General features: G+C 57.7%; 18 protein-coding genes and 1 tRNA gene. 7 read left to right on the top strand and 12 right to left on the bottom strand.

All coding sequences use genetic code 11. The annotated features are described in order from the left end of the window. Positions 1-78: 78 nt before the first annotated feature. On the bottom strand, positions 79-483 hold the full coding sequence (locus AADJ11_RS05990) for a hypothetical protein (protein WP_341233611.1): 405 nt from the start codon (positions 481-483) through the stop codon (positions 79-81). Positions 484-619: 136 nt separating this feature from the next. Next, on the bottom strand, positions 620-886 hold the full coding sequence (locus AADJ11_RS05985; RefSeq protein WP_341233610.1) for a hypothetical protein: 267 nt from the start codon (positions 884-886) through the stop codon (positions 620-622). Between the two features lie 203 nt (positions 887-1,089). Between AADJ11_RS05985 and AADJ11_RS05980 the strand changes: the two genes are divergently transcribed. The 7 genes from AADJ11_RS05980 to AADJ11_RS05950 all read left to right on the top strand — a co-directional run bounded on the left by AADJ11_RS05980 (position 1,090) and on the right by AADJ11_RS05950 (position 10,261). After that, positions 1,090-2,049: an AraC family transcriptional regulator gene (locus AADJ11_RS05980; protein ID WP_341233609.1), complete on the top strand. Its 960-nt coding sequence runs from the start codon at positions 1,090-1,092 to the stop codon at positions 2,047-2,049. A gap of 46 nt (positions 2,050-2,095) precedes the next feature. Beyond that, entirely contained in the window at positions 2,096-4,234 is a 2,139-nt protein-coding gene (locus AADJ11_RS05975) for a TonB-dependent siderophore receptor (RefSeq protein ID WP_341233608.1), read from the top strand. Between the two features lie 11 nt (positions 4,235-4,245). Next, entirely contained in the window at positions 4,246-5,106 is an 861-nt protein-coding gene (locus tag AADJ11_RS05970; RefSeq protein WP_341233607.1) for an ABC transporter substrate-binding protein, read from the top strand. Further along, positions 5,103-7,070 (top strand): Fe(3+)-hydroxamate ABC transporter permease FhuB, encoded by a 1,968-nt coding sequence (fhuB, locus tag AADJ11_RS05965; protein ID WP_341233606.1) that lies wholly within the window; start codon positions 5,103-5,105, stop codon positions 7,068-7,070. The genes AADJ11_RS05970 and fhuB overlap by 4 nt, the downstream gene beginning before the upstream one ends. Further along, positions 7,067-7,831, top strand: a complete 765-nt coding sequence (locus tag AADJ11_RS05960) for an ATP-binding cassette domain-containing protein (RefSeq protein ID WP_341233605.1) — start codon at positions 7,067-7,069, stop codon at positions 7,829-7,831. Before fhuB ends, AADJ11_RS05960 begins: the two co-directional genes overlap by 4 nt. A 31-nt stretch (positions 7,832-7,862) precedes the next feature. Beyond that, the gene (locus AADJ11_RS05955; protein ID WP_341233604.1) at positions 7,863-9,560 is read left to right on the top strand and encodes an ABC transporter ATP-binding protein; all 1,698 of its coding nucleotides are present in this window, start codon (positions 7,863-7,865) and stop codon (positions 9,558-9,560) included. 239 nt (positions 9,561-9,799) lie between these two features. Beyond that, positions 9,800-10,261 carry a zinc ribbon domain-containing protein gene (locus tag AADJ11_RS05950; protein ID WP_341233603.1) on the top strand — a complete coding sequence of 154 codons (462 nt, stop codon included), beginning with the start codon at positions 9,800-9,802 and terminating at the stop codon, positions 10,259-10,261. A 98-nt stretch (positions 10,262-10,359) separates the two neighbouring features. Here the strand turns inward: AADJ11_RS05950 and AADJ11_RS05945 are convergent. The 10 genes from AADJ11_RS05945 to AADJ11_RS05900 form a co-directional block, all read right to left on the bottom strand. After that, positions 10,360-10,436 (bottom strand) — tRNA-Met (locus AADJ11_RS05945). A 202-nt stretch (positions 10,437-10,638) separates the two neighbouring features. After that, on the bottom strand, positions 10,639-11,742 hold the full coding sequence (locus AADJ11_RS05940) for a mandelate racemase/muconate lactonizing enzyme family protein (protein ID WP_341233602.1): 1,104 nt from the start codon (positions 11,740-11,742) through the stop codon (positions 10,639-10,641). Positions 11,743-11,753: 11 nt separating this feature from the next. Further along, positions 11,754-13,370 carry a GMC family oxidoreductase N-terminal domain-containing protein gene (locus AADJ11_RS05935; protein ID WP_341233601.1) on the bottom strand — a complete coding sequence of 539 codons (1,617 nt, stop codon included), beginning with the start codon at positions 13,368-13,370 and terminating at the stop codon, positions 11,754-11,756. A 219-nt stretch (positions 13,371-13,589) separates the two neighbouring features. Continuing rightward, complete coding sequence (locus AADJ11_RS05930) at positions 13,590-14,666, bottom strand: DUF1513 domain-containing protein (RefSeq protein WP_341233600.1); 1,077 nt, start codon at positions 14,664-14,666, stop codon at positions 13,590-13,592. A 1-nt stretch (position 14,667) separates the two neighbouring features. After that, positions 14,668-15,684: an imelysin family protein gene (locus AADJ11_RS05925; protein ID WP_341233599.1), complete on the bottom strand. Its 1,017-nt coding sequence runs from the start codon at positions 15,682-15,684 to the stop codon at positions 14,668-14,670. Further along, positions 15,681-17,183 (bottom strand): di-heme oxidoredictase family protein, encoded by a 1,503-nt coding sequence (locus tag AADJ11_RS05920; protein ID WP_341233676.1) that lies wholly within the window; start codon positions 17,181-17,183, stop codon positions 15,681-15,683. The genes AADJ11_RS05925 and AADJ11_RS05920 overlap by 4 nt, the downstream gene beginning before the upstream one ends. A gap of 175 nt (positions 17,184-17,358) precedes the next feature. After that, entirely contained in the window at positions 17,359-18,366 is a 1,008-nt protein-coding gene (locus AADJ11_RS05915; protein ID WP_341233598.1) for a hypothetical protein, read from the bottom strand. A gap of 61 nt (positions 18,367-18,427) precedes the next feature. Next, positions 18,428-19,690, bottom strand: a complete 1,263-nt coding sequence (locus tag AADJ11_RS05910) for an imelysin family protein (protein WP_341233597.1) — start codon at positions 19,688-19,690, stop codon at positions 18,428-18,430. Positions 19,691-19,702: 12 nt separating this feature from the next. After that, positions 19,703-20,173 (bottom strand): hypothetical protein, encoded by a 471-nt coding sequence (locus AADJ11_RS05905; protein WP_341233596.1) that lies wholly within the window; start codon positions 20,171-20,173, stop codon positions 19,703-19,705. After that, positions 20,170-20,337, bottom strand: coding sequence for a hemin uptake protein HemP (locus AADJ11_RS05900; protein WP_341233595.1), 168 nt, complete (start codon positions 20,335-20,337; stop codon positions 20,170-20,172). The genes AADJ11_RS05905 and AADJ11_RS05900 overlap by 4 nt, the downstream gene beginning before the upstream one ends. Positions 20,338-20,488 lie beyond the last annotated feature (151 nt).

The raw sequence follows: 20,488 nt of genomic DNA, 5'->3' as shown, positions 1-20,488 counted from the left end.
TCTGAGGGTTCGATGAATTTGGTTGCGGAAAGGGGAGTTGGACTTTGGCGAACTTTCTTGGCTGTCGGCGGCTGACGGTTATTGCGCGATCAGCTCTTTGGCGTCATCGTCCACATTTTGATGCTGCTCCACCTCGCGTTGTGCCTCTTCATTCTGCTCACACAGATCATCTTCAACCCGCTCAAAGACGCCCTCAGGCATAGGGCTGTGTTTTGCGATCCGGCGGCGATTGCCAGCGGTCGCCAGCATGCAGACCTCGTAGTAGAAATTATCGACCGCTTCCCGAGCATTCTTGGTTAGGAATGTGATCCATTCCTCCACCGTTTCGGCAATCGCTTTGCGCACGGCCATTTGTGTCGCGTCCTCTTGTGTGGCCATGCCCGCGCCAACATTCGCGATCTTAAACATCGCGGCTTGCATTGCTGCGCTCATCGGCACTTCGTTGCGGTTTTTACGTGTGGTTTTGACGGACTTCCGAGACATACGTTGCTCATTTTTGGGTCCTTTGGGTTGGTGTATTTACCGCTTGGGGCGGGATTGTCCCGCGGCATAAAAATTAGATAAAAACGATCTTCTGCGGGTAATCATTTTTTCTCCGCGAAAATGGCGCGAGAACCACTCAACTCTTTGTATTATCGTTGTTTTTATTTTTCCCGCGTTTTTCTCGGCTCTCCGTGGATCTTTCCTGTGAAAGACTTCCCGCCCCAATCGCCATTTTGAGGCGTCGAGCCAGGTCTGGAAGTTTGCTTATATTGCCCGACAGATCGGCTCCTAAAATCCCGCCAATCTTGGCCAATAGCAACCTCACCTCTTCAAGCGTCTTCTTGGCGGCGCGGAAGTCTGCATTCACCCGCGCAAGCTGGACGGAACATGGGGCGCGGGTCACAAAGTCACTCGCGGGCCTGCAACGAATATCACAAAGCGCGACTGTCTGCAGCAGTGCCGCGCGGAGGGGGCATGCTGCCCGCCGTTCTCAGAAGTCTGTTGCTTTATGCGTTTACCACGATAATTGGCAGCATTGACTTATCTTATTGTTTTTGTCAGGAAAGAATAATCTCATCCTAGTAGACACCTTACCAAGTCATCATTATGCCCTCCGCACCCCTGCCATCCCTGCGCATCCCGCGGGCGTTCCTCCCCCGTATGGAGGCACAGACGCGTAATTTACGCACGATCAAACCTTTGAGGTTCCGGTCCCTTTCGGGGGCGGTTGCCGATGTCTGGCATGTCGCGGGGGATCAGGGCGGCGGTGGTTTTTATACCGCGCCTGATCCGCGTCTCGTCGTTTTTCTAGATGAGGTGCCACCCTCAATGGCCCTGAAAACTGCGGAAGGCACCATCGGCAGCCTTGGCACGCGGGCGTTTTTCGTGCCGGCAGGTGTGCCGCTTTGGAGCAGGCTGGGCAAAGCGCAGCACCTGAGCCACATCGATTTCCATTTTGATGCCGCTGCATTGCAGGCGCGGCTCATGGCCGTCGGTGTGCAGGACCTCCCGCAACGCGCGGTGTTTGCCCCTGACGACAGCGCTTTGCTGACCCTGGCGCGCCTTGCTGCGCGCGAAGTCGAGACCCCCCAACGTGGGGCGCTCGTGTTGGAAGGGTTGTTGCAGGCGCTCTTGGGAGCAGTGATTGAACCACGGTTGGATGCCAATGCGCAAATATCCGGCGGCCTGCCGCCTCAGCACATGGCTGCGATTGAGCATCACATGACACAAAACATGGCCCGATCAGTCGGAGTGGCCGAGCTTGCGAAGGTGGTGGGGCTTTCCGAGAGTTGGTTTAGTCGGGTCTTCAAACAATCGGCTGGCGTTTCACCGCAACGCTGGATCGCTGAGTGTCGCGTTGTTGCTGCAAAGAAAATGATGGCAGACCCCCAGCGTCCTCTGGCTGATATCGCAGTGGCAACTGGATTTTCCGATCAGGCCCATCTGTCGCGGGTGTTTCGCCGCTCTGTCGGCCTACCGCCCTCGCAATGGCGGCGCGATAGCCAAGAGATCACTTTCCAGCGGATTGGCACAAATGACGGCGGATACGTTCAAGACCCCGTTTAATAGTTGATCTAATTACTCGGAAAAATGAACAGTGAGATAAACTAACATGAAATTTACATTTTTCCTTATGCTCGGCACAAGTGCATTGGCCCTGACGGCTGGCATTGCACAGGCACAGGACGCCATCGACCTTGGCGTGATTGTCATTCAGTCTGAAGAAGACCCAACCGGCCCGGTGGTGGGCTATGCGGCAGGGACCACGGCCTCAACAAAAAGCGGACGCTCTTTGCTGGAAACGCCGTCATCGATCACAGTGGTGACCACGGACCAGATCGAAGACACGGCGGCCAACAACCTGTCAGAGGCGCTTGGCTATTCTGCGGGCGTCGTAACCGAGGCCTATGGTGCCGACCCGCGGTTTGACTCGATCGCGGTCCGCGGGGCGGATTTGCAAAACCAGATCTATCTGAACGGGCTGCATTTCAGCCGCTCGACCAAGCCGGATTATGGTGCGCCCTCGCTGGATCTATACGGCATGGAGCGGGTAGAGCTTTTGCGCGGTCCGAACTCGGTGCTCTACGGTGCGGGCTCTCCGGCGGGTCTTGTGAACCTGATCCAAAAACGTGCGCAGTTTGATGGCGATACAAACGAGGCGGGGCTGCAAGTTGATAGCAACGGCTCTTATTATGCGTTCGGAGATGCCAACCGCGTGGTGAACGATCAGTTTGCCTATCGCGTTGTTGGTAAGGCAGGCAACCGTGTCTTGGGCATCGACGAATATGACAATCCCGGTGGCTATCTGGGCTTTGCCGCTAAGTATCTGCCGACAAATGCCACGACGATTGAATTCATGGGGTCCTTCCAAAATGATGACCCGGATTCACCGGCTGGTGTGCCGAGTGCACTGGTGGGGACCAGTTCGAGCGAGCAGTTGCGCGATTTCTATTTCGGCAACGAAGCGCTGGAATACGGCGACCGCAAGACTTTCAATCTGGGCGCTCAGATCACCCACGAGTTCGACAATGGCTGGCGGCTTGTAAGCAACACGGGGGTCACAAAATTCGACTGGTCCTATTCCAACCTCTCGGTGGGGGCGGTTACAGGCAACGATGTGGCGCGCACGCAATTGTTGCAAGACGAGGATGTGACCTCCTACGCCACCGACATCCGGCTCGAGGGCGAGGCCTACACCGGAAATGTGCTGCACAACCTTACCTTTGGTTTTGATGTAAGCCGGTTTAAGGAAACCGCATCCAGTATCTTTTACTACGGTCAGGATACCATCGATTATACCAATCCTGATTATTCCCCCATCACATCCGTTCAGAACGGCACAACCTGGTCGGCTGATAAAAACGTGACCGTGGAACAGGTTGGTATCTATGTTGGCGATGAGCTGGAGTTTGGGAACTGGCGCGCAGGTCTGGCCCTGCGTCACGATCAAAACAAAGCAGAGGGTCAGTCCGAAACACTGTACGTCATTCCAGGTTCCGGCAGCTATCCAGGCAGCACCAATCTGACGCGCGACGATAGTGCCACCACAGGTCAAGCGAGCCTTGGCTATGTTTGGGACAACGGTGTTTCGGCCTATATGTCCTACGGCACCTCGTTCCAAAGCTTTGCCGAACCTGGTGATTCCGGCACGGCGCTTGATCCGACGACAGGTGAACAGTGGGAAGTCGGGGCAAAATACTTGCCCGCCACCATCGACGCCTACCTCTCCGCGTCGCTGTACCAGTTGGATGAAAAGAACCGTGCCGTTTATGTCCAGAATGGTGCCGGGGTGCGGGTCTATGATCAGGTCGGAAAATCCCGCATCCGCGGGCTTGAGCTGGAAGGCCGTGCCAATTTTGTGAATGGCTGGAGCTTAACTGGCGGCTACTCTTATACGGACAGCGAAATCATAAGCGGTGACAATAATGGCAATGAATTGGGCCTGACACCGCAAAACACGTTCAAGCTGTGGGCGTCTAAAGAGGTTCAGAATGGTCCGCTTGCGGGTCTTACTGTGGGTGCAGGCGCGCGTTACATCGGTGAGCGCTACGCATTCAATGCCAACACCAATAGTCTTGCCTCCGTCACCTTATTGGACGCGGCCGTATCCTATGATTTCGGCAACGGCAGCGAGCTTCAACTGAATGTGACCAACCTGACCGACGAGGCCTATGTGTCTTCTGTCGGCTATTTTTCCACCTATTACGGCGACGGTCGCACGGTCTCTGCGACGTTCTCCAAAAAGTGGTAAAACAGCCTCTGATGCCTCTAACGCGTCGCGCGTTTCTTGCCACAGGAGCTTCGGCTCTTGTGGCATCATCTGCGCGGGCAACCAACCAGCCGCGCATCGCGGCAATCGATTGGGCGATGGCGGAAACGGCGGCGGCTTTGCATCTGCCTTTGGTGGCACTGGCAGAAAAGCGACAGTTCGTCCGGGCGTCTTCCGTCACACTCCCAAAGGACTGTGCCGACGTCGGACTTCGTGGCACCCCCAATCTCGAAGCGCTGAGCCTCGTCGCCCCCGAGCTTATCCTCTCCTCTAATTTCTACAGTTTCGTTGAGCCTCAACTGGAGCGTATCGCGCCGGTTTACACGCGGCAGCTATTTGTCCCCCAAGAACCGACCCTGCCCAAGGTGCTATTCGCCATGGAAGCCTTGGCAGAGCATCTGAACCTCGGGTCCCGCGGCCAACAGATCCGTGGCGAGTACGAAACCGCATTCGATCAATTGGCAAAACGGGCCGCTGAATATGCGGACAGGCCTTGCATTCTGATGACGGTCGGAGACGCCCGCCATGTTCAAATCTACGGGACCGACAGCATCTATGGTGGGGCATTGACTAGGATCGGTCTCTCAAATGCCTGGAGCGGCGGCACTGAATTTGCCTTCAACGCCCCCGTACCACTGTCGAAACTTATCGCCTTTCCTGAGGCGCGACTGGTTGTTGTCGGGGCGTTACCCGTCTCTGCACGCCGGGCCATCGAGCAAAGCGCGCTCTGGTCCGCTCTGAAACCTGTGCGCGCCGGACGTGTTTTACATCTGAACGACAAGACACCCTTTGGTGGCGCGCCCTCGGCACTGCGCTTTGCCGATCACCTTGTGACAGCTTTGGAACACAAATGAGCCGTCTGTTTCTTGTTGCCACTCTATGCTCGGCTGCCTTGTGGAGTATCGCGGCGTTGAATGCGCTGCCCTTTTCACAATGGGTTCTGCCCTTTGCAGATTCAGATGCCCTTTTGCCTGAGCAGATTTTCTTTGCCTTTGGCCTGATACCACGCGCGGTGATCGCGCTGATAATTGGCGCATTACTCGGCCTGTCCGGCGCTTTGATGCAGGCGGTCCTACGCAATCCGCTTGCCGATCCGACCACGCTCGGCGTTGCCTCCGGTGCCCAGCTTTCGCTGGTTTTCGCCACCCTTCTCTGGCCCGAAGCTCTGGCGTTTGGGCGCGGTCCTGTCGCGCTATTTGGCGGTGGCCTGTCGGCTTTGATCGTCATGGCACTTGCGGCCCGGCGTGGCTTTGCGCCCGTCACTGTGACAATCGCAGGGATGTTGGTGGGGATGCTCGCCTCTGCCATCTCCACGGCACTCACCTTGGGGCAAGGGCATTACCTTCTGTCGCTGGTTATCTGGAATGGTGGTGCCCTGTCACAAGACAGTTGGCACGGGGTGTTTCGGCTGATCCGGGTTTTGATCCTTGGCGGAGCGGGGGCAGCGCTTTTGGTGCGTCCGTTGGTGGTTCTCAGCCTTGGCGGGGCTACGGCCAAAGCACTGGGCGCCCGGGTTGGCCTGATACGGGTTGCTGCGCTGACGCTTGCGGTGGTCCTGTCCGGTATGGTCACCGCCGAGGTTGGTCTTGTCGGTTTTGTCGGGCTGGCCGCTCCGGCGCTGGCAAGACGTCTTGGCGCGCGATCTGTCACGCAGGTGCTGCTGGCGTCACCGTTTGCCGGGGCGGTCCTGTTGTCTGTCGTTGATAGCGGGCTCATGGCGCTTGTGGCCTTTGGTGGGCCTACATTGCCAACCGGGGCATTGACCGGGTTGATCGGCGGGCCAGTTTTGATCGCTTTGCTGCCCAAGCTGCGCAACACCGTACCGCCCGAAACCGAACGCAATGATACGCTGCCGCCGCGCGCCAAACACCCATGGCAACGGGTTGCTTTGATGATCTGTGCGACGCTAGTCCTGACAGGCCTAAGCCTGTTTGGCGGCCGTGGGCCGGACGGGTGGGGAATGATCTCAGGTGAAATCGCCGCCACTTTCCTTCCCCTGCGCGCCACGGCCATTTTGGCGGCGGCCTCTGCCGGGGCGCTATTGGCGCTATCGGGGGCGGTGTTGCAACGTGTGACCGCTAATCCCATGGCCGCACCCGAGGTTCTTGGGGTCACGGGCGGGGCGGCGTTGGGCTATGCCGCCACCCTGTTTCTGTTTCCTGCCCCTTCGTCCTTTGCCCTTGCATTAGGATCTTCTGCGGGGGCGGCGGTCACGCTGATTATTCTATCTGCCTATGCCACACGCGCCGACATGGCCCCGGCGCGGCTTTTGCTGGCGGGCTTGGCTGTTGGGGCTTTTGCTTCGGCGCTGTTGGCCGCCATCATGGCCTCAGGCGATCCGCGCGCTTGGTCGCTTTTGGGCTGGCTTGCAGGCAGCGCTGCGCGCGCCACTGTTTCCGGCGCGCTGGCCCTGTCGGTCATGGCGGTGATAGGCTTGGGCGGGGCGCTTTTGGTTTCTCGTTGGTTCGACATCCTGCCCTTAGGCGCAGATGTCGCGCGCGGTGTGGGGTTGCCGGTCGGGCGGGTGCGGCTTGGCCTTGTGCTTGCGACGGGACTGGCCACCGGCGCGGCAAGCGTTCTGGTTGGCCCGGTCAGTTTCATTGGTCTGATGGCCCCGCATATTGCGCGTAGCCTTGGCCTGTTGCGTCCCGCACCCTTTCTGGCCGCAAGCTGGTGTCTGGGCGCGCTGTTGATGTGCCTCGCAGCCTTTGGCGCACGCACAGCCAGCTACCCTTATGATCTGCCGCTTGGGCTTTTTGCGACGCTGATCGGCGCGCCCTGGCTGTTCATAACCCTTCTTGGACGGAGACATGCATGACTCTTTTTACGCTAGATAACGTCAGTTTCGATGTGCCCAACCGGCGGCTTGTCGATAGCCTGTCCCTGTCTGTCGAGACAGGGATCACGGCGCTTGTCGGGCGCAACGGATCGGGAAAATCGACCCTACTGAAAATGCTCGCCGCCCAGACCCGGCCAAGCGCCGGAGCCATCCAGTATGCGGGGAAAGACCTGCGGGACTGGAAGACAAAGGATTTTGCCCGCGACCTTGCCTTTCTACCGCAGGTGACGCCCCCAACCGAGGGGCTTTTGCTGAGCGAACTCGTCGCGCTTGGGCGCTATCCATGGCGCGGTGCTCTGGGGCGTCTGGGACCCGAGGACCACCGCCTGATTGACGCGGCGATGTCGCAATGCGGCCTGAAGGACAAGCGCGACCAGATTGTCGACACCATGTCAGGCGGAGAAAAACAGCGGTCTTGGATCGCCATGATGCTTGCGCAGGGCGCGCGGACTTTGTTGCTGGACGAACCGATTTCAGCGCTGGATGTGGCCCACCAAATCGAAGTGCTGGGCCTGTTACGCCAGACGGTGCGCACAGGCGCGCTCTCTGCCGTTGTCGTCTTGCATGACGTCAACATGGCTGTGCGGTTCTGCGATCATGTCGTTGCGCTCGATGCAGGGCGTGTCGTGCTTGAGGGCGAGGTGAAAGAATTGCTCAGCCCCGATGCCCTTCAGCGTATCTATGGCTTGCCCATGCAGGTCATCAATGCCCAGCCTAGCCCTGTTGTTCACCCTCTTTGACCGAAAATACATTCATTTGAAAGCCAGCCCAATGCTTCGCCAATTTTTTGAATACTACCGACCGCATACACGCCTGTTCTGGATCGATTTCGGTTCGGCCGTTCTCTCCGGTCTTCTCGAACTGGCTTTTCCCCTCGCCATCACCGGGTTCATCGACCATCTTTTGCCGCTTGGCGATTGGGGGCTGACGGTTCTGGCCGCAATCGGGTTGTTGATGGTCTATGTATTCAACACGCTTCTCATGGGGATCGTGATTTATTGGGGGCATCGGCTTGGTATTGAGATCGAAACGGAAATGCGTCGCCGCGCCTTTGCCCATCTTACCCGCTTGTCATGGCGCTGGTACGACCGTGCACGCACCGGCAAACTGGTGGCCCGCGTCACCCGCGATCTCGAAGAAATTGGGGAGGTAGCCCATCACGGTCCCGAAGACCTTTTCATTGCTGTGATGACTTTTGTCGGGGCATTTTTGTTGATGGTAAATCTGCATGTCACCCTTGCTCTGATTACCGTCGTGATTGTTCCGCTGATGGTCTGGGTCGTTGCCGTTTACGGTGCGCGCATGACCCGCTCTTGGCGTGATATATACGCGCGCGTCGGGGCTTTTAACGTCCGGCTAGAGGAGGCGATCAGCGGCATCCGCGTGGTGCAGGCCTTTGGCAACGAGCGCCACGAAGAAGAGCTGTTTGCCCGAGACAATGCCGCATATCGCGATACCAAACTATCGGCCTACGCCATCATGGCGAAAGCCAGTGCTATACAATATATGGGCCTGCGTTTCGTGCAGGTTGTGGTGATGGTCGCAGGCGCGGGCTTTGTACTTCAGGGGACATTGACCACTGGCGGGTTTGTCGGTTTTTTGCTGCTGGTAAGCGTGTTTTTCCGCCCGCTGGAAAAAATCGCCGCCGTGATTGAGACCTATCCGCGTGGCATCGCAGGGTTTCAGCGATATGTTGAGCTTTTGGCAACCGAATGCGACGTAAGCGATCGCCCGGACGCCCGCGCGGTACCGGTAGCAAACGGTGAGGTGCGGTTCGAGAATGTATCCTTTGCTTATGACAGCCCTTTGCCAGTCCTCCATAACGTTACATTCACAGTAAATGCAGGTGAAACCGCGGCCTTTGTCGGACCGTCTGGCGCCGGAAAAACGACGCTATTGGCATTGTTGCCAAGGTTTTATGATCCGACCGGCGGAAGAATAACCATCGACGGAACCGACATCGCAGACATGACGCTGAACAGTCTGCGGTCCCAGATTGGACTGGTGTCGCAGGACGTGTTCCTGTTCGGCTCAACCTTGCGTGACAACATCCTGTACGGCAAGCTAGGTGCCAGTGAGGCAGAGCTGAGTGCCGCGGTTGAGAACGCACAGTTGAGCACACTTGTCGCGCGTTTACCCGATGGCCTCGATACAGTTGTTGGTGAGCGTGGCGTGATGTTGTCGGGTGGTCAGAAACAACGCGTCGCCATCGCCCGCGCCTTTCTCAAAAATCCGCCAGTCCTCATTCTCGACGAGGCAACATCCGCGTTGGACCGCGAGACGGAGCGCGATATTCAACAGGCACTAGAGCAGCTTTCAAAGGGCCGCACGACCCTGATCATAGCGCATCGTCTCGAAACCGTGAAACATGCGGATCAGATCATTGTGATGGAGGCAGGGTATAAGGTTGAGGCGGGAACACATAACGACCTACGCGCCCAAAACGGGCTTTACGCCCGACTGTCATAAAACAGACGATGCAAACGCATACTGTAGGGTGCCCCGCACCTCCAAGCCCCGCCGCCCTGCCCACCTTTTCGTGATGTGGATGGCGGACCTGACGCCCACAGCGAACGGCGCTATGCCGTTCTCTCTATCTGAGAAGAGGGTCTGATACCGGCTTATCCCGTTGAAAACTAACCTCTTGGTCTGAGGGGGCTAGATCAACATAATACAGTCCCGCGAACGTACTCATCCGCAAACAAAATTTGCCGAGGCACATATCGCGAGAACCGCGCTCCACGACCTGTGCCACAGCGCCCTGGTTGAACGCATCCGTAAATCGAATTCCCTTGTTCATATCTGTCTCTCCTTGGTACCAAAATTACCAGGCAAAGCGTCTACAAATCTATGGGGACCTCAGACATCTTTTCTCTGGCCTCTTGACCTGCGGCCAATGCGGCGGTGGCTTCACTCTCGTCGGCAAAGCTTACTATGGGTGCACCAACGCACGCAACAAAGGCACCTGTGATAATCGACTGACCATCGTCAATACAGATTTGGGGACACGCGTTCTTGCGGGCCTCAAGGACCAGCGACTACATCCCGACCTCATTGCAAAATTTACCCGCGCATATCAGGAAGAGTTCAATCGTCTTGCTGGCTCTGTCAAAAAAGACCGCGCCAAAGCCGAGCGGGTCAGAGATCCGGCTCACCGAAGAAGGTGGTGAAATGTGCATTGGTTTGGTTGGGGAATTAGCGGAATTACTTTCGCTTGGTACAAACAAGAACACCCGCAGCGCTTAGGCTGCGGGTGGTTCTGTAATTCTGGTTGCGGGAGTAGGATTTGAACCTACGACCTTCAGGTTATGAGCCTGACGAGCTACCGGACTGCTCCATCCCGCAGGGGTGTGCTATCTCTGTTGAGCGCGGGCTGCAAGGCGGTTTTCGCGGATTTTTTCAAAATTGTTACATTAATTTTAAAAAGCCATTTTCAGACGGGTCTCCAACTGAACGGCCAAGGGCTGACGTTAATTATAAGCACGCGTTTTGAGACCGTCTTACAACCGATACTGCTTGAAACCTGACCTTCGCCCGCTCCTGCGCCCTATTCCAGTTCGCTGATCTGGTAGGATGACCGGGCAAGCCATTCTGGTGCGATATCAACACCCCAACCGGGCGCGTCCGTCACACAAGCCTGCCCATCCTTGATCGCATAGGGGGTTTCGACGAACAGATCATATTGCCACGGATAGTAATCCGGCCCCTCGATCGAGAATTCCAGATATTTGCCCGCATTCGGGATCGCCCGCAGCAAATGCATGGTGAACAATGTGACCAGCGACCAGTTCGCGCAATGCGGCGTTACAGGCAGACCAGCGGCTGCTGCCATGTTGACAACCCTCAATGTGCGGCTGATCCCGCCCAGATACAGGATGTCGGGCTGCACGATATCAACGGCGCGCATGTCGATCATCCGTTTCCATGTTGGCAGGTCGCAATCCTGCTCTCCGCCGGTCACGTCGATATCAAGGGCATCGGTGACTTGCTTGGTTTGCTCCAGCTCCCAATAGGGGCAAGGTTCCTCGAAATGCGAAAACCCGTTGTCTTGCAGCATCTGCCCCACCTCAATCGCGCGGTCGGGGGAATAGCAGCTGTTGGCGTCGATCAGCAGATCGACATCATCGCCCAATTCTCGGCGCATGGTGGGGATGATCTCTTCGGTGCGGCCGGGCCATTCATCCTTGTTACGGCCGACTTCTGCTCCTGCACGCACCTTGAAGGCGTCAAACCCTTGGGTGTCGCGCAGATGCTTTAGACGCGCGGCCTCGTCCTTGGGGGTGATGTCGCGCTTCATCGACGACGCATAGGCACGGATCAAACCCGGTGTGCCGCCCAGCAATTCGGCCACAGATTTACCCTGCTGTTTGCCGCGCATGTCCCAGATCGCTGTATCCACGCCCGCCATCGCGCGACGCAGATACGAGCCCGGAAATTTATGTTCACGCTCGGCCACGATATCGAGCAGATCATCCAGATCGGTGGTGTCTTGCCCCAGCACATGTGGTGCCACCTGCCGGTGCAAAACCTGACAGGTGATGTCCGAATGATAGGTCGACACCTGCCCCCAGCCTTGCGATCCGTCTTGGGCTGTGACGCGCACAAAGCCGACATCGGGGGTGGTGAATGTTTCAATCGATTTCAGCTGCATAGGGTGCCCTTTTATCGCTGCGCGTCGGAGAGGATGATATCCGATGCTTTTTCCCCCACCATGATGGCAGGCGCGTTGGTATTACCGGTTGGAATTGTTGGAAAGATCGACGCATCCGCGACCCGCAACCCCTGAATGCCATGCACCCTAAGCCGTGGATCAACCACGGAGGTGGCGGGATCGCCGCCCATCCGGCAGGTCGAACACTGGTGGAAAACCGTCCACGCTTTTTGCCGGTTATACGCCAAGATATCTGCGTCGCTGACCACGTCCGGCCCCGGATAAAGCTCGCTTTCGATGACTGCTTTCATCGCGGCAGTTCCGGCGATGTCGCGCATCAGTTTGGTACCCGCCAGCATCATGGCACAGTCGTATTCCGTATCCAGATAGTTGGGGTGCATTTCGGGGGCATCCATGGGATCGGGTGATTTGATCTGCAGATGCCCGACACTGGTTGGCTTGCAGGGGTTGAACCCCATCAAGAAACCCGCAAACGGATCGGGGTTCATCAAAGGCCGGACGCCAACCGGCGCGCGGGTATAGCTGACGGGCGAAAAATACAGCTGCAAATCCGGCCCGTCCGAATCGTCCGAGACACGTACAAAACCGCCCCCCTGATTAAGGCTAAGTGACAGCGGGCCCTTGCGCGCAATCGCATACTGCAACGCGGCTTTCGCCTTGCCCAGCAGCGGGCCCAATTCCTGATTCAGGCTGGGCACGCGCGATACATACAGGTTATCGCTGCCCAAATGATCCCGAAGATTACGCCCCACTTGCGACGCGTCGGACACCACATTGATGCCGTGCTGTTGCAACACGGCCCCCGGTCCGATGCCCGACAGTTGCAGCAATTGCGGCGAATTGATCGCGCCACCGCATAGGATAACCTCCGCCCCTGCCCGCACTTTGTGGGTTTGCCCGCCCCGCCGGTATTCAACCCCCACAGCGCGGGTACCCTCCATTAAGACCCGCGTGACATGGGCCTTGGTGCGCAGCTCAAGATTCCCGCGCTTTTTGGCAGGGCTAAGATAGCTGCGCGACGCCGACGCGCGATAGCCGCCTTTGGTCGTGATCTGATAGCAGGCAGCCCCTTCCATATCGGGGCCGTTATAGTCGCGGTTGGTCGGGATACCCGCCTGCGCGGCCCCTTCAAGATAGGTTCGGGTCAACGGGTGCACTTCGTCGGTGACGTCATGGACCGCGAGGGGGCCGCCAACTCCGCGTACTTCGCTTATTGGGCCATCCCAATCTTCCATGCGGCGAAAGACCGGGGCGATGTCATCCCAGCCCCATCCGGGTGCCACCGCACTCCATTCCGCGTAATCACGGGGGTGGCCACGCACATAGACCATTGCGTTGATCGAACTTGATCCCCCCAGCACCTTGCCGCGCGGCCAATAGGACCGCTGGTCACCAAGACCGGGAACCGGTTCGGTTGTGTATTTCCAGTTCACCCGCTTGTCGTAATACACTTTGCCATAACCGATGGGCATCTGGACCCAAGGGTTGAGATCTGATCCCCCGGCCTCAAGCAGCAGCACGCGGAACTTGCCGCAGGTCGTCAGCCGGTTGGCCAAAACAGACCCTGCCGACCCCGCGCCGACGATTACATAGTCAAACTGATCCAAGGTATTTCTCCGAATGCGGGTCAAGGCGTCTGCGCGACGATCATTCACCACGATTCTGAAGAAAGCTGCAATAGCGTGGGCCGATACCGGTATGATTTCGGGTGAATCGCCCTGCGCCTAATGCAACGAGACACCGGGTGAGAGTAAAGCAGGCGTCGTACCTCTCCCCGACCGGCCCTAGCCAAGTGGCGTGGCATTGGCCAACGCCGCTTCCCGCCCTCAGATCTCGACCAAGTGATTGTCCCACCGTAGCGCATCTGACTGGGCAAAGGCGGCCCCCGCGCTGCCAAGACTGCCAATATCCCCCCTACCCGATGTGATCGCGAAACCGCGATCTTGGGGGGCGACGCCACACACATCTGGCAGTTCAAACATCTGGTCAAACGTCAGTTCATTTGCGTCGTATTGATGCACGACCCCGCCTCGGGGCGATGTCACCGCAATCCTTTTACCATTTCTGGAATAGGCAATACTGCCGATATATCCGTCCAATGCGCGGGCTTGATCCTCCTCATCCGCGCCGATCAACTGAATGGCTTGCCCTTGCCGGTGCTGCCCAATCAGGGCCGACATCTGGGCATCGCCTTGCCATTGCATACCGAACGCAACCTCACCATCTGGCCCAATCGCCAAATGACGGATCGAATTTTTATGCATTTCAGACGGCAGTTCCGCGACCTCAACGATCTCGCCTTGATCCAGATAGGTCAGGTTTGGCTGCATCGTGGCGATGTTCAGTTTCACGCGACCGGAATCGGGGTGTGTGTCGATCCCACCATTTGCGACCACCAGAATATCCGACGCGGGCAAACGCTTGATATCATGTGGCCCGACACCGCCACTGTGAAACTCACCAACGCGGGTATAGCCCTTGCGAACGTCCCAAACGCCAATGCGTCCTTGCCCCTGTTCATAATCATTCTCGGTCGTGAACAGCCAATCGCCGTCCTGGGAAAATGCGCCGTGGCCATAAAAATGCCGCCCCTCGGGCGAATGTAACTGCGCCTTGACGGCACCCGAAACACAATCGATCACAAGGGCAAAGGTGCCCGGGCGCCGTGCGAATGCAACGGCTTCGGGGCGGACCGGGTGCGCAGCAGCAGCATGACCACGGGCGGGCAGCGGAATTTCAAATGTGATGTCCAACGCCTTGCCGATCCCGCACAGGGCGAATGACCCGTCGGGCTTGGCCCCTGCGGCCAGATAGGCCGGACCACCCGCATCTGCCCATGTCGGTTTCGGGATCAGGCCCGCCGCCAGCAAGCCGCCCAAAAATCGCCGGCGGTTGGCCTGCATATCAATCCCCGTCCAGCGCGTTAAAGCCGGCGGCGACACCCAATGTCGGTCCCAACTCCGCCCGCGCAATATCGCGAATGGCATCGACAGATTGCTGTACGACTTCGATCTTCAAACGGGTTTGCGGCGATGCGACACCGGCAAAAACCGGATCATTCAAGGCGCTGAGTTTAGAAAACGCACTCTCAAACGCATGCTCTGACCGTGCAGCAAGATCCGCATTATCCCCCACCAAAAGCATCATTAGGTTTTCAAGGTTCTCAAGGCTGATCTTCACATGGCGGGCGGAACGGCCAGAGCGCCAGACCTCGGCCCTTGTGGGGCGCGGTTTGTCAAAGCTGCCCAAGGGCCGTCCGAGCCGCGTGTCCGATGTGAACTCCAACCCCGTGGTCAACGCTTTGAACAGTTCTTGCACCGTTTCCTCTTGCGACCGGTAGGTCCCCGTCGGGCCGGGGTTCAGCATGCGGGCCCCATAATCGCCCTGCCAGTCTGTCAAAATTGCCGTTGTTGTGGCAGCAATATCCGTCGCGACCGCTTGCACCAACGCACAGTGATAGGCGGCATCCCCTGCCGTGCTAAGCACATCATCATACAGCAAGAATTCCATCGCATAGAACCCCCGCCCCGCAATCGACACTTGGGAAAACGCCTGCTGTGTTGCGATGACCGGGTCTTGGTCAGCGATCAAGGTGGCAAGCGTGCGCGGCGTCAAACCCCGGCTGTCAGGCCAGAACGCCAATGCAAACGCGCGGTCGTCCACTTCAGTCGGGCCAAAGCGCAAATGGCTGACCGCGACCCACGCATCGAACGCATCGCCATAGGCTGCGCGCAAAGGTTCAGAAGTTGGCGTGCAGTCTGTCGCGGCTGCATCTGCCAACTGATCAGAGGTTTTTGCCAATGTCTCGAACCTTGGCAAGATATGCGTGTCGATGACTTTGGTCACCAATGGATCAGCATCTTGCGCGGCTGCAATACAGGGCGCGGCGACGGCGAATGCGATCAATAAAATGCGTCTCATAAACTCTCCAAATAGGCGATCAGCGCGTCACGGTCTGCGGTGGGCATTTCAACGACTGCGTCACGCTGGGTTTGCGCCTCGCCGCCGTGCCACAAGACGGCCTCAAGGATCGACCGCGCGCGACCGTCATGCAGGAAATACGTGTGCCCGCTGACCTGCTGTGTCAAGCCGATGCCCCACAACGGGGCCGTGCGCCATTCGCTGCCCGATGCCCGCGCTTCGGGGCGGTTATCGGCAAGGCCCGGCCCCATGTCGTGCAATAGCAAATCGGTAAAGGGCCAGATCAGCTGAAAGCTTTGCTCTGGCTGGCCTTGCAATCTGTGGGTCACAAAGCTGGGCGTGTGGCAGGTGGTGCAGCCTGTTTCGTAAAACACTTTCTTACCCTGCAAAACCTGCGGATCATCCACGCCCCGCCGCGCTGGAACGCCCAGATTACGGCTGTAGAATGCCACCAGATCCAGCCCCTCAGCGTCAATTTCATAGACGCGGTCGTCGCCGTCCCCGTGAATGGCGGCTTGGCAATCGGTTTGCGCTTGGGTGCATTCCCCGGCCCCCGACGGGTGCAGCGGCGACGAAATGCCGATGTCACCTGCAAAGGCTGCCGCAGATTGTTCCAGCACAGTGGGTGCCCCTGCCTTTAGCCCGAAGCGGCCCAGCATCGGTTGCTGATACACTGCTGACATCACAACGTTCGGACGACCCGATATACCGTCCCCATCCAGATCATCAGGGTCGGCACCGGCAAGGATATCTTGCGCCGGGATCGCTTCGATCAGGCCAAGGCCGATCATCTGCGGCGCGACCCGTGGGCTGAGCATCGCGTCGGGGTGCAAGGGGCCATAGCCCAGATTTTCCGCGCTGTAGGTTGGCGCACGCAAGCTGACAATCGTGCCGTCTGCCAATTCGACGGGCTGTTCTTGATAGCTGATCCCAAGGCTGTATTCAGCGCTGTATCCCTGCACCGCGAAATCCTGCAATTGCGTGCCATAGGTCGGGTCCGGCAGGGTCGCGAAATAGCCCTGAATGTCGGCCACTGCATCCTCGGCCGTGCCGGGGATCGACACGCGCAGGAAAATCGAAATCGCGTTATCCTCGGCATTTTCCGGGGGATGCCCGCGCCCGTCTTTTAGGTGGCAGCGTTGGCACGACCGCGCATTAAACAGCGGGCCAAGCCCATCAGACGCAAGCGTAGAAGACGGCGCAGACACCCAAAGCTTGCGGAACAATCCGTTGCCCACTTTGAACGTCAGTTCGTCCTCAAAGCTGATGTTGCCCGACGGTTGCGAAAACGCATCAGCATCCTTGCGCGCACGCACGGTGGCAGCACCGGCCGGCTTATCCTCGAACCGTTGCGGTTTGGAGAAATCATCGGTCAGGGCCGTCACATCCGAAATGCGTGCGGCTTCTTGGGGTGTTCTGGGGATAACGTTCAGATGCGGATCACCCAGACCCCACCCCCCTTGATCAGAAATGGCGGCGGTTCCCAGAACCGCCGCCATCATCACCCCACTTGCGATCATTATTAAACTATGAACTTTCAAGTGAGGCATCTGGTCTTTCACTGCTCTTAACTAGGGTAACAAATGCTTGCCCGCCCATAACTGCCCCACAAGCGCCATCATGGCCGGGCAGCGTCTGGAATGTTGAAGGGGTGCAAACAATTGTTAAAACTTTCTAGAACGATACCACTGCCGCCAGACCGACGGAAGTCGATTTGACCCCATCGACATCAAAACGTGCCAGTCCAAAGTTGATCTCGGAATTTTCGGTCAAGACGCGGTCTGCACCCAATGCAATCATGCTATCGGTACCGGCCTCCCGATCGACGATGGTCCCGGTGGAGGAGAACGTCCAATCGCCCATGGCATAGGCACCGCCCAATGTGGCATATGTCGCGTTTTCGTCATTGCCGCCCGCGCCGCTGAAATGCGCCACCTCAATGAGCGTTTCAAAACCGTTGCCCAAATCTTGGGCCATACCGGCGATGATGCCGTTTTCGTTTGATGCGTCGCCCGTCCCTGCGGACAGTTTCCGCAGGCCAACCCATCCGGTGCCAGAACCGATTTCTTGGCTGTACTGAATGGCAAAGTTGTTGAGTTTTCCCGTGTTGCCAGCACCGCCCGCCGCCACGGAATTGCGGCCCCGCTTTGTCCCGACGCTATCGCTTAGGAAAGTATCATCCGCATAGAACAGCGCAAAGGACAACACACCGCCTGTGCTGGCCAATTCGGTGTCTGCCCGCAGGCCGATCATCTCGGCCAGTTCGTAATCCTCGGCCAGTGATGTGCCATAGAAACCCGGTGCTGCATCCCATGCCACACCGAATACAGGGCTGATCTTACCCGCGGAAACGGTCGCGCCGCCCAGATCAAACCGCAGGCCCAACTCGCTGACGTAAAGGCCCAGATCGTCCAGCTCGCGGCTGTCTACGGCATCGGTGACGGATTCAAGCGTAAGCCCACCAAAGGCGGTAATACGATTGGTCAATGCGGCCTCGAACGCGGCTGAGATCGACACATAAGTGTCGGTCAGTTCGGCCGATGCGTCATCAGAAGATACCGTGCTATCAACGCCGATCTCGACGCTGCCTTCCCACTCGAACCCGATTTGTTGCGCGGATGCGGCTGTCACACCTGTGATACCAACGGCACCAAGTGCCGCCAAAAATACTGTCGTTTTCATCGTTATTATCCAGATTTTTAATTTTAATCGGTCAGCTTGTTACAAGGGCTGACCGAGCCGCTTATTGGAACACTGCGTTTGGATCATCAAGGCTGTCTGAGCCTTCAAATGCGATTTGATCAAGACCAAGAGTTTTCACCACGCGCTCAATCGAACGGGTCTGATCAATCAGGCCATTTACACCGCCCATGACCAGCGCTTCGCCTGCTTCGTTGCCGCGCTCGAGCATCTGATCATAGGAAAAACCGGCCTCGGCTGCCGTTTTAATGCGGCCCAAGGCCATCATCGTCCTGCTCAGCTTGCTGAGCATTTCTGCGTCAAGGCCAGCATCCGCTTCGGCAACCATATCGGACAGCGACGGACCGGATACCAACGTGCCGTCAACGCGCACATATTCGCCAAGATAGACGTTTTGCACGCCCATCCCATCGTAGTAGTGGCTGTTATGGGTGTTGTCCGAAAAGCAGTCATGTTCTTCTTCGGGGTCGTTCAGCATAAGCCCCAGACGCATGCGTTCACCCGCCTGTTCGCCATAGGACAGCGACCCCATACCGGTCAGCATTGCCGCCAAACCTGCATTCTCGTCGGCCAAAAGCGTCGTGCGCGCGGCACCGTCATCGGCCCATTGAGCGGTCATCCATTCAAGATCAGATACCAGCAGATCGGTCGCGGCTTTCAGATAGGCACCGCGACGGTCACAGTTGCCGTTTGTGCAGTCATCGCCCGTGGCATAATCCGTCCAAGAACGGTCGCCCGCGCCGTGGTCATTGCCATTCAGGTCTTGGCCCCACAGCAGAAATTCAATTGCGTGATACCCTGTGGCGACGTTGGATTCGATACCGTCCGCTTCGTGTAACGTCTCTGACAACAGCGCGGGTGTGATCGCGGTGGCGTCGATGTCCTTGCCGGACAATGTGAACTTGGGGCTTGCCACGACGTTCAGGACCGCGAATTCGTTCTCGTCCGACGCACCACCATAAGACGCATCAACATAATCGATCAGCCCCTCGTCCAGCGGCCAAGCATTCACCTTACCCTCCCAGTCATCGACGATGGCATTGCCAAAGCGGTAAACCTCGGTCTGCTGGTAAGGTACGCGCGCCTCAAGCCAGGCCGCACGCGCGGCGGTCAGGTTTTCAGCGGAAGGATCATCAAGCAATGCATTCACGGCTGTTTGCAGGCGCTCGGCTGTGATCAAGCTGTCCTGATAATTGGCCTGCGCGATCGTGACATAGGTGTTGAGCACCTCGGACTTTTCTACTGCCAATGCAGGTGTCGCGAGCGTCAGTGCGGCGACTGTTGTCATAAATGTCATACGCGTCATGGGACTGTCCCTTTAATGTAAGGTTGTGGGGTAGGCTGTCGGGATTGGCGCGGTTGCCAGATGCATCCGCTTTAGCGCCAAGCCGAAATCGGCAGCACAGGATACGATAAGCGGTGCCACGTCAGCCCGAACGAGTAAAGTCGCAATCAGCATCGCGTCTTCGTGTTCGCCATCTGCCGCCGATGTGACGAAATTCGCGAAGCAGGATTCGTCTGCACCAAGGCATTTGCACTGCACCGAATGGCGCATCAGCGGCCTGCGCCCGTGGCGGGCACATAGGTTGCACAGCTGTTCAAAGGATTGCAGCGCCTTGCGGCCCCTCACCGGGCCCAATGCCGCCGAAAGGTCTTTCCAGACCTTAGCCTGCGCATCCGCGCCATCTGACCAAAGCCGCAAAAAGATGACGGATGCCGCGCCGATATGATCAAGCTCGGTCACATAGCCAACCGGCGCGCCACCGCGATTTTGCCGTGGCTCTGTCATTTCGTTAAAATCAATTTGCCAGCGCGGGTGATCCGCAACGTATAGATTTGCTCTTCCAAAACGATATGCGCCAGCTCGCCGCTTTGGGTCAGGTCGCGGGCATCATAGGTTGGCAACGCAGATTGATGTGCTGTCGTCTGGGGCGGGCTTTGCTGAAGGCTCATGAGGCTGCTCCTGCAAAGACTGGGCGTTTGCTTGGCGCGCTGATGTGTGCGCCAAAGTTCAAGGATACCAGTGGTGCCGTGAATAACATTTCAAAAAAGACCTCGCTTGTCGAATCTATTGCCAGAACCGCAATCGGAATCGGGATGGCTT

Origin of the sequence: uncultured Sulfitobacter sp., from assembly GCF_964021855.1 — a bacterium.
GTDB lineage: Bacteria > Pseudomonadota > Alphaproteobacteria > Rhodobacterales > Rhodobacteraceae > Sulfitobacter.
This window is presented reverse-complemented; position numbering and strand designations above follow the sequence as displayed.